Origin of the sequence: Thalassospira tepidiphila MCCC 1A03514, assembly GCF_001662875.1 — a bacterium.
Lineage (GTDB): Bacteria > Pseudomonadota > Alphaproteobacteria > Rhodospirillales > Thalassospiraceae > Thalassospira > Thalassospira tepidiphila.
In genome coordinates, this window is the sequence record NZ_JPVZ01000003.1 from 626,242 (window position 1) to 639,120 (window position 12,879).

The following is a 12,879-nucleotide window of genomic DNA, read 5'->3' on the forward strand; positions in this document are numbered from 1 at the left end:
CCAACTATTTCGGTGAAACCATATGACCGACGAGCATCTTGAACAGCTCGAGGATGAGAATGTCTTACCAGAGGCGCATCCGTTTTCTGGCTATCTGCGCACGTTTTTCCGTGGGCCGGGCCGTTCTCGCAGTCTGACCCGCGAGGAGGCATTTGATGCGTTCTCGATGATCCTGCGCGACGAGGTCGAACCGATCCAGCTTGGCGCATTCCTTTTGATGTTGCGCTACCGTGCTGAGACGCCCGAAGAATTGGCCGGCATGATCGAGGCTGTTCGCAAGGCTGCGCGCCTTGAACCGGATGAAGACAGCAAAGATGACGCGCTTATGCGTCCTGCGCTGGATTGGCCATCCTATGCGGCCGGTCGGACCCGTGGTCTGCCTTGGTTTGTGCTGTCGGCGCTTTTGCTGTCACAGAATAATGTTCCGGTGCTGATGCATGGCTATAACTCGCATCTGGTCAACGGGATCAGCACAGAAGTTGCCATCAAGGCGCTTAAGCTTCCGATTGCCATGTCTGCAGAAGAAGCGCGTTCTGATATCGCATCGAAGGGCTTTGCATATCTGCCGCTGCGCCACATGCATCCCAAACTGCAAGAGCTGATTGGGTTGCGTCCGCTTCTTGGATTGCGCAGTCCTGTCAATACGTTACTGCGTTTGCTTAATCCGCTGCATGCGCGCGCAGCCTTCCTTGGTGTGTTTCATCCGGCGTTTCTTGATGTCCATCGTGAAACCGGCAAGCTTTTGGAACTTCCACGCATCGGTGTGATCAAGGGCGGTGGTGGCGAAGCCGAAAGAACGCCTTACAAGCATGTCGATCTGCGCATGCTTGATAATGGTGAGCTAAATGATGTTCGCTGGCCCGCATTGCTGTCGAAAACCGAAAAGGATGGCGAAGACCAAAGCCCTGTGTCGCTAAAGCACTTCCTGGCTGTCTGGCGTGGCGAGGTGGAAGAAATTCCGGCCGAAGCCAAGATCAAGGGCAGTGCCGCCATGGCAGCCTTCCTTGCTGGCAAGGCGGATTACATGGATGAGGCAGAAAGCCTTGTGCAGGGCTGGTGGGACAATCGCGACCGTGATGTCGGCTGATTTTCTGCGCCTAAGTGCGATCGAATAAAAAGGGACGGGAAACCGTCCCTTTTTTAATGCTCAGAACGATGATCCGGGTTCTTTGAGAAACGCCACTTCCTCTGGCGTTGATGGACGGCCCAATATTTCATTGCGATGTGGATAGCGGCCAAACCGGTCAATGATCTTCTTGTGTTTCAGCTCGAACTCGTAATTGTGCTCAAGGCCGGGCTGTGAAAACAGGTCAACCGCCACTTCATGAATGATTTCTGATTCCGAGTGCATGTAGGGCATATACAGAAATGCCTGTTCCTGCGGTGTGACCAGTTTGCGATCCAGCCTCAAGGAAACAGCTTCCTGTGCCAGCACCAATGCCATTGGATCTGATGCAAAGGACTGTGGCTGATCGCGGTACATATTGCGTGAAAACTGATCAAGAACGATGATCTCGGCAAGTCGTCCATGGGCGGTTTTGCGCCAGTTAAAAAGCTCTCCGGCCGTGGCGGCGGCATGAAAATCGGCAAAGCGTTCCGCGATATGGCGATCGAGGGCTTCATCCTTGATAAACCACTGTTTTTCTTCGAGTTCCTTGAACCAGAAAACAAGAACCGTTTCAGGTTTCATAATGTTTCCACCCATCTGATTGCAGGCTTTTGCGGCCCGTCGGCAAAATTGCGGGTGATCTTCGCGCCCGGTTTAAGGCGCGTCAAGCCATCCGCAAAAAGATTGTCATGGACCATGGGGCAGGGAGTTGACAGCAATCCGTCCGGCGTGGACAATGACATTGTCTTTGGTGTTGATCCGATTGGACCAACTTAAAAGGGAACGTGGTGCGTCATGCATGACAAAGCCACGGCTGCCCCCGCAACTGTAAGCGGTCAGAGCATTGCATATGCCACTGGTGCAAACCGGGAAGGCGCATTGCTTTTCAAACCGTGAGCCAGGAGACCTGCCTTTGACTGCCGGGTGCTGATTGCCCGGTATGAAACTGTTGGACGCCGGGGTGAGCGTCAGGTTGCAGGGGTACAAACGGTCTTTTGAAGATCCGCAATCTTGCTTCCAGCCATCCTATCGTTCTTTGTCCTGACCCTGTGCGTTGGGCCGTTGGCCTGCGTGCATCGTTTGAGAAAGAGACGATTATATGTTTAAGACCCTTGGCAGGCTTGCGATTGCAAGCGCCTGCGTGCTGTCGGCAACCATGCCGGCCCATGCGCATTTTCAATTGGCCTATACGCCGGACGTAAACGTGACCAAGGCCGGGGATCAGCCGGTAAAGCTGATTTTCTGGCACCCGTTTGAAAACGGTCATGTCATGGATATGGCCGAGCCGCTTGAATTTTATGCGGTTAACCGCGGTGAGAAACTTGATCTGAAATCAACGCTTTCGCCGATTACTTTCATCGGAATTGCCAACTCGGCAGCGGCCTTTGACGCAACTTTGACTCTGCGCCGCAGCGGTGATTACGTCATGGTGGTGGTACCGACGCCGTATTACGAAGAAAGCGAAGATATTTTCATCCAGCAGATCACGAAATCCTACGTGAACCGCAACGAAATTCCGACCGACTGGATGGAACCGCAAGGTCTCAAAACCGAAATCCTGCCGCTTAATCGACCAACCAACATCATTGCCGGTTCGACCTTTACTGGCCGTGTGCTAAGCGAAGGGCAACCTGTGGCCGGTGTTGAAGTCGAAATCGAATACATGGCCGCAGAGCCCGATATGGCCAGTAACACACCCAAAGGGCCAACGGCATCGCCAATGCCCGGTGGTGCGGTTGTGGCCGTTTCCGATCAAAACGGGTATTTCACTTTTGGTGTTCCCAAAGCAGGCTTTTGGGGATTTGCAGCACTTGGCAGCGGCCCTGATAAAGAATTTCAGGGCAAGGAACTTTCACAGGATGCAGTCCTGTGGGTTCGCGCCTATGATGTGAAATAGGCGAGGGACAAAACAGATGCATATTGTTGATGGTGCGCTGGCACCGGAAGTCTTGATTGGCGGGGGTGTTCTTGCAGTTGCCGGGCTTAGCCTTGGACTGCGGAAACTGCCAATCGATAAAATTCCCGCAACCGGGGTTTTGTCGGCAACATTCTTTGTTGCCTCGCTTATTCATGTGCCGGTGGGACCATCCAGTGTGCATCTGATCATGAGCGGTCTTGCCGGGCTGGTGCTTGGCTGGACCGCGTTTCCGGCACTTTTTGTCGGTCTCTTGCTTCAGGCCGTTTTCTTTGGCTTTGGCGGTTTGACGGTTCTTGGCGTCAATACGGTCAATATCGCCTTTCCGGCTGTGCTGGCGGGCCTTTTGTTCCGGGGAATGGTGTCGCGCAGCAGCCCGGTCACGGCGGCCGTGCTTGGTGGATGTGCCGGTGCGTTTTCCATCGCGCTGACAACGGTGTTTGTCGCGATTTCGCTTGCACTCAGTGGTGATGCATTTGTTCCGGCGGCCAAGCTGGTCTTCTTTGCCCACATTCCGATCATGGTGGTCGAAGGGCTGGTTTCAGCGGCATCGGTGTATCTGATCGCCAAGGTCAAACCGGCCTTACTGCAGGCCGCCGATCAGACGTCGGGCTTTGAGATGCAGGCGACAGCAACCTTGCGTGCAAAGCAGGCGGGCGAGGCATCCAATGGCTAGATCATTCATGCTGGTCTTTTCGCTTGGTATGCTTGTGTTCGGCGCAGCACCTGCACAGGCGCACAAGGTTATCGCATCCCTGTTTCCAAGTGGTTCAAACATCGAAGGTGAAATCGGTTTCTCCAACGGTGTCATGGCCGAAAACACGCTTGTTGAGATCTTTGATCTTGATGGCAACAAGATTGATGAAGTTACCACCGACGGTGATGGTTTCTTTGTCTACACACCAAGCCAACAGATTGATCTGCGTTTTCGTGCCGATCTCGGGGCAGGGCACGTTGCCGAGGCAAAATTTGCCATAGCGGATCTGGCGGGGGGTGATGAGACTGTACAAACAGCATCGTCAAAGGCGCCGACTGCATCAGGGGCAGGATCAAACGCTGGGCCTGTAATTACCCGCGAACAGGAAGAAATCATTGCGACCATCGTGCGTGACGAATTGCGTCCGCTCAGGCGCGAACTCACCGCCTATAAGGAAAAGAATGATCTTCAATCGATTCTGGGCGGCATTGGCTATATATTCGGTGCCTTCGGGATCATTTATTACATCGCTGCGCGACGGCTACGAGCAAAAGCACCCAACGCATGAGCCACCTTTTCGGACATGACCAACCTCTGAGCGTTCAGGCGCGTGGCGGACATTCACCGTCATTCGTCGGAACGTTCGATCCAAGGGTAAGGGTGGTTGCGGCCTGTGTTTTTGCAATTGTCGTGGTGGCCCTGCATCAGATCGAATTTGCACTCGGTGCCCTGATATTTGCCGCCATTACCATGAGCCTGACGGACCTGCCACTGCGGGTAACCCTGAAACGCATGGCGGCAATGGACGGGTTCATTATCGTTATGCTGGTAATGTTGCCCTTTACGACCCCCGGCACACCGATGTTTTCGGTCCTTGGGGCAGAGGCCAGCAAGGAAGGCCTGATGCATGCCATCCTTGTAGGCATTCGGGCCAATGCGGTTGTGCTTATGATGCTAAGCCTGCTTTCGGGTATGACGCCGGTGACACTTGGCCACACACTATATCGTTTGAAGTGTCCGCCGGTCCTGGTGCATCTGATGATGTTTACGGTGCGCTATATTTCTGTGCTGCATGACGAATATCATCGTCTTCGGATGGCGATGAAACTTCGCGGGTTTAAGGCACGGAACAATGCCCATACCTACCGGTCTTTCGGCTATTTGTTTGGCATGTTGGTGGTTCGATCGCTTGAACGGGCCGAACGTGTGCTTGAAGCCATGAAATGCCGCGGATTTAGTGGTCATTTCCCGATGATAGATGATCTGGCGTTCAAGCGTCGGGACGGTGCATTTGCCGTTTTCTTCCTTGCCCTGATTATTGCCCTGGTCCTGATGGATAGAATGTATGTCGTCGCTTATTGAACTGAATGATATTTCCTATGGTTATCGGGCAGGGCAAAATGTGCTTGATCGTGTCAGTCTGAAACTTGATCCGGGCGAACGTCTGTTCCTTGCCGGGCCGAATGGGGCTGGCAAAAGCACGCTTTTGCGTATTCTTGTAGGCCTGATTAAACCGCATGCTGGCGAAATCCGTGCCTTTGGCACCTCGCGTGTGACCGATGCAGAATTTCACGATTTGCGCTGCCGGGTTGGTTTTATCGTGCAGGATCCCGATGACCAGCTGTTCTGCCCGACCGTGATAGAGGACATCGCCTTTGGCCCGCTAAACTTGGGTGCCAGTCGCGAGGAAGCCCTTGCGATCGTGGATGAGGTCCTGGATCAACTGCATCTCAAACACCTGCGTGAACGGATTACCCATGAGCTTTCCGGCGGTGAAAAACGGCTGGTTTCTGTGGCCGCTGTCCTTGCAATGAAGCCCGATGTTTTGCTGCTTGATGAGCCGACAAACGCGCTTGATGAAGAAAACCTGCGCAGGCTTGAAGAAATCCTGCTGGGGCTGCCACAAGCCATGATCCTTGTGTCGCACGATCCGCATTTCAGACGGAAGCTTGCAACGCGGATCATTGAATTGCGCACGGGAAAAGTGCTTCAATTGCCAGACAAGAAATGTACGGCCAGCGAACGCACCAACCAGGCCGAGACCGCATCCTGAGGACCATGTCCCTCGGACGAGCATGAAAGGGCGGTGATGACATCAAACCTATCCCCGTTTTCCAAACCGGCCTTTCGCCATCTGTTTTCAGCCCAGATTACCTCCCTGATCGGGACCGGGCTGACGACGGTGGCGCTATCGCTGTTGGCTTATGATCTTGCCGGTGACGACGCTGGTCGGGTGCTTGGCTCCATCCTTGTTTTGAAAATGGTGGCCTATCTCGTGATCGCGCCGGTGGCTGGGGGCATGGCCCATCTGTTGCCGCGTCGGATGTGGCTGGTCGGATTGGATGTGTTGCGGGCGGGGATCGTGCTTTGTCTGCCCTTTGTTGATCAGGTCTGGCAGATTTTCGTTCTGGTGTTTGTCGTAAACGCGGCCTCGGCCGCTTTTACTCCCGTGTTTCAGGCGATCATCCCGGAAATCCTTCCCGATGAAAAGGCATATACCAAGGGGCTTTCTTACGCGCGGCTGGCCTATGACCTTGAAAATCTGGCGAGCCCGGCCTTGGCCGCGGCCCTTTTGGTCATCTGGTCGTTTGACAGTCTGTTTTTGGCCAATAGCCTGACCTTTGCGATCTCGGCTTTGCTGATCATGACAGCACAGATCCCGCAGGCCGCACCGACGGATCGGACAGGCGGCATTTATGCCAATACGGTGTTTGGTATCGTGGCTTATCTCAAGACGCCGCGTTTGCGCGGGCTTCTGGCCGTTTATTTTGCCGTGTCATCGGTTGGGGCAATGATCATCGTCAATACCGTGGTTCTGACGCGTGGCATTCTTGGCGGGACAGAGTTGCTGACGACAAGCTTTCTGGCCTGTGCAGGCGCCGGGTCAATGTGCGCAGCATTCCTGATTCCAAGACTGATCGAACGTGTTGGTGAACGCCATCTGATGTTGGCGGGTATTGTCGCTGCGGCGGTCGCGATGTTGCTTGGCGGTGTCTTGATGATTTCAGATTTTGCGTCGATCTTCGCGTTTGCAATTCTGTGGCTGATTGCCGGGGCAGGTACAACATTTGCCCAGACCCCCGGTGGACGGCTTGTGCAACGTTCCGCTGGGGACGGGGATCGTTCTGCGTTCTTTGCGGCCAACTTCGCGTTATCGCATGGGGGTTGGCTGTTTGCTTATGGCATCGTTGGCTGGCTTGGAAGTTTGGCGGATCTGTCAGTTGCTTTTCTGGCATCAGGCGGCATGGCAATCGGTTCTGTGCTTGTTGCTGTCAAGCTCTGGCCGAAGGAAGAAAGACTTGAAATCAAACACAGTCATCCGGGATTTTGGCACGAGCACCCACACGACCATAATGACCCGCATCACGTCCATGTTCATGAAGAAGTGGCTGAGACAGACAAGCATCGTCATCGGCACTTCCACCCGCCAGTAACCCACAAGCATCGCTTTGTCATCGACAGCCACCATACAAAATGGCCTATGGAAAGCGGTGATCGCGTCTAGGTAACACGCGCTAAAAGCAGAATGTGAGGAAAGCTCGCTTTTGAATTTTGCAGGATGCGTGGTGATCTTTCAAAAGTATGAGGATATGAATTCGGGTGCCTCCAAAGCACGCCTGAAACAACAGACTTGGCCTCTGGTTGTTTTGCGTTATGGTTTTGCAATCCAAACAGGGAGGGCGGGTTATGGAAGTTGTGTACGTATCAGCAGACGGGCAAGAACACTGGATTGATGCCAAAACGCGCCCGACATTGACCCTTGATCAGGCGATTGTGCAAAGCCGGCCCGGACAAATGATCCGGATGATTGCGGGGGATTATTGCTTTGATGAACCCTTGCGTTTCGCGCGCAGTGGGACGGCTGATCAACCGATCATTGTCCGTGGCGAACCCGATGTGATAATCGACGCGGCAAAGCTTCCGGATCCTGCCGTTTCGGCAAGTAATCCGGGACGGGATGGGTATGCCGTTTTCCAGTTGATTGATGTCGCCCATATCCGGCTTGAGCTTTTTACCATCAAGCGGGCTTGGCCAAGTGCTGTTTATATCGAAAACAGCCAGCATCTGGCGTTTCGCGATCTTGATATCACCGAGGGCACCTATGCCTTTTATGCCAACGGCGAACAAACCCGCGGCATCTCGATCACTGATTGCTGTTGGGTCCAGAATCCCGATATCTGGCGTCAGATTCGCTGGGATGAAATTCATGACGGCAAGGACGAAGACGGCAATGTTATCGAGGTTGAATATCGCTACCTTAACGGGGCATTCTTTGGGGCTGATGATATTATCGGGGATGTCGAAATCATCCGAAATGATATCTGTGATTGCTATAACGGCGTTCGCATGGATGTGTCCCAGCATAATCTGGATGCACCGGTCGGCAGCTTTAACCGCGACGTCAGGATCTTTGACAACCGGTTCAGATATATACGCGATAACCCGATAGAGCCCGAAGCAACGGCTGTTGGCTGGTGGATCGGCCGCAACCGGTTTTATAACTGCCACAAGCTGTTCTCGCAGGACGGTGTACGTGGCGGGTTTTGGTATTATTTTGGCAATATCTGCTGGTTTGACAGTCGACCGGGTCCAGAAGGGGACGAGAATAACGGCGGCGCTGTTTTCAAACTGGGCAAGGGCGGATCAGTAGCCCAGCCCGATTATATTTCCGCCTGCCTGCACAACAGCTTTTTCCTGCGCCAGAAATACATCAAGAAGGGCACGACGCGTGGCCTGATCAATGCCCGCAATGCGATTGAACATGCCGATCCGGCAAAACTCCCCGAAGACCTGATGCCACTGGATCAGACATTCTTTGGTCCGGCTGACAAACTTTCGCTGTCGGCGAATGGTCCATTGCCTGTTTCGTTTGAAGGCGATCTTGCCAACCATCCGACATATCCGGAAGTGTTTGATCCCTATGATGGTGTTTTGCGTGATCCGCGCGTTTCTGATGGTCCGTTGTTCGAAGATGGGCTGTCAGGGCGTTTTGATCTTCGCGCGCAACACCGCGAACGGTATTGCGACACATTAAGCATCCCGATGCCCGATGGTGGGACATGGTTGTCTCACCGTGCATTTTGGCCAGGTGCGTTGACAGATGGGGAAGTCTTTGAGGGACCAGACTATGTTCCCGTCGATTTTGATTACGTTCGAAGTTTGCCTGTTTACAATGATTGACAGGACGTCTTCGTAACACCCGGCACCCGGTGTTATGGGCTTACGTATGCGTAAATCAGTTGACTGGGCTGTCGGAATGTTGCGATGGTGATGCACCGCATTCAACAAACAAGAAAAAACATGAACGATAAGCTTTATAGCATTACCGAGCTGGCAGAAGAATTCGACATCACGCCGCGTGCGATCCGGTTTTACGAAACCAAAAACCTGCTTGCACCACAGCGTGCCGGTGCGACGCGCGTCTATAATTACCGTGACCGGGCGCGGCTGATGCTGGTGCTGCGTGGCAAGCGTCTTGGTTTCTCGCTTGAGGATATCAAGGAATATATCGATCTCTATGACGCAGACCGCAGTCGGACAGAACAGCTTGCGCATCTGATGCTGGTCGGTCGTCGCCGGATCGAAGAGCTTGAACAGCAGCTTGAAGACGTGCAGACAACCTTGCAGGAACTGCGCACGATTGAGAATGAAGCAATTGATTCGCTTCGTGAAAAGGGTATTGACCCGGAAAAGGCCGTTGCCGATATTAAGGCCAAGCTTGTCGCAGAAACCGCCTGAATTAATTTAAGATTCTGCATGAAGCGAAAAAGCCCGGTGTTTTACCGGGCTTTTGTTGTTTGTTAATGATGACGCGGCTTATTTCGGGTCACGCTGCAAGGGCAGGGTGACTTCAAATACTTCTTCATCCGGGATGAACTTACGGCTGAAGCCAAGGCTTTCGCAAAGGGTCAACATCCGACGGTTATTTGGCAAAACCTGGCCGATGAAGGTTTCTGTGCCCTTGCGACGGCAGAATTCGATCATCTTTTCCATCAGAATACGGCCAAGGCCGCGCCCCTTGATATCGGAGCGCACCATAATGGCGTATTCGGCTTTCTCGTTGTTCGGATCAATCACGACCTGAACGATACCGTGAATTTCGCCTTCCTGATCACCGTTTGGCAGGATGGCAAGGAAGGCCATATCGCGGTCGTAATCAAGCTGCGTCTGACGGGCCATTTCCGAATGCGGCAATTCACGGACCGAGCCGAAGAAGCGGAAATGAATATCTTCCGGGGTTAGCCGCGACATAAACTCGTAGTGGGCTGGTTCATCTTCGGGCTTGATCGGACGCAGCAAATAGGTCGTCCCGTCATCCATCACCACCTTTTCCTTCAAATGGCGCGGGTAGGGATGAATGGCCAGACGCTGTTCGTCGCTTACAACCTTTGGCGTTACCTTGATACGGGCATCGAGCGCAATCACACCTTCACGGTCGGCCAGAAGCGGGTTCATATCAAGCTCGACAACTTCGCCCAACTGCACAACCAACTGCGAAAGCCGCACTAAGGTCATGTAAAGCTCTTCAAGGTTGACCGCCGGGACATCACGGTAACCTTGCAGAAGTTTATGAATGCGTGTGCCTTCAACCAGTTCACGGGCAAGCTTCATGTTGAGCGGCGGCAAGGCCATCGCACGGTCACGAACGACTTCGACTTCGACACCGCCATGCCCGAACAGGATCACCGGGCCAAAGATCGGGTCGGTGGTCATGCCGACAATCAATTCACGCGCGCCGTCACGTTTGACCATCTCCTGAACGGTGAAACCGCGCAGGCGGGCTTCCGGGAATTTCTTGCCAATAACGCGCTGCATTTTTTCGGCAGCAGCACGAACTTCCTCGCCGTTTTCAAGGTTCAGGATCACGCCACCGACATCGGACTTGTGGCTGATGTCGTCCGACAGGATCTTGAGTGCGACCGGGCGACCGATCTTTTCTGCCTTGCTTACAGCATCGTCAACATCGAGGGCGGCATAAGTTTTGACGGTATTGATGCCAAAGCATTCCAGAACCGATTTCGCTTCCGGTTCGGTCAGCATGTGACGTCCGGCGTGAATGGCGGCGTGAATGATGCTGCGTGCCTTGTCGACATCCGGTGTGTAGTCGTGCGGCACTGAAGGCGGTGTTTCCATCAAGAGTTCTTGCAGCTTGCGGAAATTGACCATGTGTTGGAAGGCGGCAACGGCATTTTCCGGCGTACGGTAGGTCGGAATACCAGCCGCATAGAACATGTTACGCGCCTCGGCCACGGTGGCCTCGCCAACCCAATTGGTCAGGATGTTTTTCTTGCTGCTCTTGATCGTGTCGATCACACCCTGTGCGACTTCGACCGGATCGGTTATGGCCGTCGGCGCATGCATCACCAGCAAGCTGTCGATATTCTTGTCCTTCAGGACAACGTCAATGGTCTTGGCATAACGTTCACCCGGTGCATCGCCGATGATATCAACCGGGTTTGCGTGCGACCAGGTCGGCGGCAGGACTTCGTCAAGGGCTGCAATGGTTTCGTCGTCAAGATGGGCCAACTGGCCATGTCTTTCGATCAGGGCGTCAACCGCAAGCACCCCGATCCCGCCACCGTTAGTCACGATGCCAAGCTTGTCACCGCGGAACGGGCGCATGCGCGACAGCGTTTCGGCAGCCGAGAACATCTCACTGACCGTGTACACGCGCAAAACACCGGCCCGTTTGATGGCGGCATCGAAAACATCATCGGCACCGGCAAGCGCACCGGTGTGGGACGCGGCCGCAGCTGCACCCTCGGCAAAACGACCGGACTTGATGCACAGGATCGGTTTGTTACGTGATGCGGCACGGGCGGCAGAGATAAAGCTTCTGCGTTCGTGAATGGATTCAATATAAAGCATGATCGCCCGGGTATCGGGATCAGAACCCAGATAGTCGATGACATCGCCAAAATCGACGTCATCGCATTCACCCAGCGAAATAAAGTGGGAAAACCCGATTCCGCGTGCAGCAGCCCAGTCGAGGACGGCGGTACACAGAGCACCTGATTGCGAAACAAAGGCAATCTTGCCATTGCCAATGCTTTGATGGCTGAAGCTGGCATTCAGGCCAATGCCCGGCACCATCAAGCCCAGACAGTTCGGACCCAGCAGACGCATCTTCTTGGAGGCCGCGATATCAAGCATCGCCTGTTTGACTGTGCGGTTGTCATCATATTGTTCCGCACTCAGGCCCGCGGTCAGGACAATCGCCGCAAGGCAGCCTTTTTCGGCCAGGCATTCCATAACCGGAACGACACCTTTGGGCGGAACACAGATCACGGCAAGCTCTGGCACCACCGGCAGACTGTTGACGTCGGGGTAGGCCAGAACGCCACCGATTGACTGACTGCGAGGGTTAACCGGCATGATCGGCCCGTCAAATCCACCGGCAAGCAGGTTCTTCATAATCACGCTGCCGACGGAGTGCGGCCGATTGGAGGCGCCAATCACGGCGACCGATTTCGGTTTAAACAGATGATCGAGGTTGATTGTACTCATCGCCAGTTTGCGCCTTGTCCTGTGTGGGCTGGCCTGATTTCGGCCAACTCGCCCTATATGGTGATGCATGCGCTGTTTTTTCAGCACACCATCATGATGCAGTGCGATATTTTAGAGCGATGCCAATTATATTGATTTGCTGTGCATCAATAAAGCGCTGCCAACACGAAGTTTTTATGGCAGTGCGATGCAGCAGGCGTTGGGAAGCATGAAGTGCGGAGATGTGGCGTCACGATTAATGCACGTGACCATGATGCCCGTCGTCAAATCGCTCGGACTCTTCAAGCCAGGCTTCAACTTCATCCTGTGAGCTCATGGCGAGCGCGATTTCAAGGTCGGCTTGGACATGGGCCAGACTGTCGAACATCGGGCACCAGCCAAACGCCTGTATCCGGGCATCGGTCGTCGACGAGATCGTGAACAGATCCCCGTCAATCGGGTGCACCAAGCCATGAATGACCCCGCCTTCACCCGTGATCAACCATCCGCGGGTCGGTCCGGAAAGAGTGGCGAGTTCAACTTCCCGAAGGTCGATTTTGACGGTTTTCATGGGGTAAACATCCGTGTTTTGACGTTCAAAAGCAAAAGGGACCGAACATTACGTTCGGTCCCTTTTTAATTGGCTCCGGCAGCAGGACTCGAACCTGCGAC

General features: G+C 54.0%; 12 protein-coding genes and 1 riboswitch. Of the genes, 9 read left to right on the forward strand and 3 right to left on the reverse strand.

What is annotated here, in order from left to right:
• Nucleotides 1-22: 22 nt before the first annotated feature.
• Nucleotides 23-1,087, forward strand: coding sequence for a glycosyl transferase family protein (locus tag TH4_RS10220; RefSeq protein ID WP_064780977.1), 1,065 nt, complete (start codon nucleotides 23-25; stop codon nucleotides 1,085-1,087).
• Between the two features lie 60 nt (nucleotides 1,088-1,147).
• On the opposite strand, the gene TH4_RS10225 is transcribed toward TH4_RS10220, so the two are convergent.
• Nucleotides 1,148-1,690, reverse strand: a complete 543-nt coding sequence (locus tag TH4_RS10225) for a DUF924 family protein (RefSeq protein WP_064780978.1) — start codon at nucleotides 1,688-1,690, stop codon at nucleotides 1,148-1,150.
• Between the two features lie 150 nt (nucleotides 1,691-1,840).
• Nucleotides 1,841-2,037, forward strand: a riboswitch (cobalamin riboswitch).
• Between the two features lie 170 nt (nucleotides 2,038-2,207).
• Between TH4_RS10225 and TH4_RS10230 the strand changes: the two genes are divergently transcribed.
• From TH4_RS10230 to TH4_RS10265, 8 genes are all read left to right on the forward strand, one after another.
• Entirely contained in the window at nucleotides 2,208-3,005 is a 798-nt protein-coding gene (locus tag TH4_RS10230; protein ID WP_064780979.1) for a DUF4198 domain-containing protein, read from the forward strand.
• Between the two features lie 16 nt (nucleotides 3,006-3,021).
• The gene (cbiM, locus tag TH4_RS10235) at nucleotides 3,022-3,699 is read left to right on the forward strand and encodes a cobalt transporter CbiM (protein WP_064780980.1); all 678 of its coding nucleotides are present in this window, start codon (nucleotides 3,022-3,024) and stop codon (nucleotides 3,697-3,699) included.
• Nucleotides 3,692-4,288, forward strand: coding sequence for a DMT family transporter (locus tag TH4_RS10240; protein WP_064780981.1), 597 nt, complete (start codon nucleotides 3,692-3,694; stop codon nucleotides 4,286-4,288). Before cbiM ends, TH4_RS10240 begins: the two co-directional genes overlap by 8 nt.
• On the forward strand, nucleotides 4,285-5,082 hold the full coding sequence (gene cbiQ, locus TH4_RS10245) for a cobalt ECF transporter T component CbiQ (protein ID WP_064780982.1): 798 nt from the start codon (nucleotides 4,285-4,287) through the stop codon (nucleotides 5,080-5,082). Before TH4_RS10240 ends, cbiQ begins: the two co-directional genes overlap by 4 nt.
• The gene (locus tag TH4_RS10250) at nucleotides 5,066-5,773 is read left to right on the forward strand and encodes an energy-coupling factor ABC transporter ATP-binding protein (RefSeq protein ID WP_064780983.1); all 708 of its coding nucleotides are present in this window, start codon (nucleotides 5,066-5,068) and stop codon (nucleotides 5,771-5,773) included. Before cbiQ ends, TH4_RS10250 begins: the two co-directional genes overlap by 17 nt.
• Nucleotides 5,774-5,809: 36 nt before the next feature.
• The gene (locus TH4_RS10255) at nucleotides 5,810-7,225 is read left to right on the forward strand and encodes an MFS transporter (protein WP_064780984.1); all 1,416 of its coding nucleotides are present in this window, start codon (nucleotides 5,810-5,812) and stop codon (nucleotides 7,223-7,225) included.
• Between the two features lie 182 nt (nucleotides 7,226-7,407).
• The gene (locus TH4_RS10260; protein ID WP_064780985.1) at nucleotides 7,408-8,901 is read left to right on the forward strand and encodes a right-handed parallel beta-helix repeat-containing protein; all 1,494 of its coding nucleotides are present in this window, start codon (nucleotides 7,408-7,410) and stop codon (nucleotides 8,899-8,901) included.
• A gap of 120 nt (nucleotides 8,902-9,021) precedes the next feature.
• Nucleotides 9,022-9,459: a MerR family transcriptional regulator gene (locus TH4_RS10265; protein WP_063089670.1), complete on the forward strand. Its 438-nt coding sequence runs from the start codon at nucleotides 9,022-9,024 to the stop codon at nucleotides 9,457-9,459.
• Nucleotides 9,460-9,537: 78 nt separating this feature from the next.
• On the opposite strand, the gene TH4_RS10270 is transcribed toward TH4_RS10265, so the two are convergent.
• Both TH4_RS10270 and TH4_RS10275 read right to left on the reverse strand, forming a co-directional pair.
• On the reverse strand, nucleotides 9,538-12,228 hold the full coding sequence (locus TH4_RS10270; RefSeq protein WP_064780986.1) for a bifunctional acetate--CoA ligase family protein/GNAT family N-acetyltransferase: 2,691 nt from the start codon (nucleotides 12,226-12,228) through the stop codon (nucleotides 9,538-9,540).
• Between the two features lie 235 nt (nucleotides 12,229-12,463).
• Nucleotides 12,464-12,778 (reverse strand): hypothetical protein, encoded by a 315-nt coding sequence (locus TH4_RS10275; protein WP_064780987.1) that lies wholly within the window; start codon nucleotides 12,776-12,778, stop codon nucleotides 12,464-12,466.
• Between the last annotated feature and the right edge of the window lie 101 nt (nucleotides 12,779-12,879).

Bases quoted from the DNA above. Each gene is read 5' to 3' on its own strand.
- TH4_RS10220 (WP_064780977.1), top strand. From the start codon at position 23: ATGACCGACGAGCATCTTGAACAGCTCGAGGATGAGAATGTCTTACCA.
- TH4_RS10225 (WP_064780978.1), bottom strand. From the start codon at position 1,690: ATGAAACCTGAAACGGTTCTTGTTTTCTGGTTCAAGGAACTCGAAGAA.
- TH4_RS10230 (WP_064780979.1), top strand. From the start codon at position 2,208: ATGTTTAAGACCCTTGGCAGGCTTGCGATTGCAAGCGCCTGCGTGCTG.
- cbiM (WP_064780980.1), top strand. From the start codon at position 3,022: ATGCATATTGTTGATGGTGCGCTGGCACCGGAAGTCTTGATTGGCGGG.
- TH4_RS10240 (WP_064780981.1), top strand. From the start codon at position 3,692: ATGGCTAGATCATTCATGCTGGTCTTTTCGCTTGGTATGCTTGTGTTC.
- cbiQ (WP_064780982.1), top strand. From the start codon at position 4,285: ATGAGCCACCTTTTCGGACATGACCAACCTCTGAGCGTTCAGGCGCGT.
- TH4_RS10250 (WP_064780983.1), top strand. From the start codon at position 5,066: ATGTCGTCGCTTATTGAACTGAATGATATTTCCTATGGTTATCGGGCA.
- TH4_RS10255 (WP_064780984.1), top strand. From the start codon at position 5,810: ATGACATCAAACCTATCCCCGTTTTCCAAACCGGCCTTTCGCCATCTG.
- TH4_RS10260 (WP_064780985.1), top strand. From the start codon at position 7,408: ATGGAAGTTGTGTACGTATCAGCAGACGGGCAAGAACACTGGATTGAT.
- TH4_RS10265 (WP_063089670.1), top strand. From the start codon at position 9,022: ATGAACGATAAGCTTTATAGCATTACCGAGCTGGCAGAAGAATTCGAC.
- TH4_RS10270 (WP_064780986.1), bottom strand. From the start codon at position 12,228: ATGAGTACAATCAACCTCGATCATCTGTTTAAACCGAAATCGGTCGCC.
- TH4_RS10275 (WP_064780987.1), bottom strand. From the start codon at position 12,778: ATGAAAACCGTCAAAATCGACCTTCGGGAAGTTGAACTCGCCACTCTT.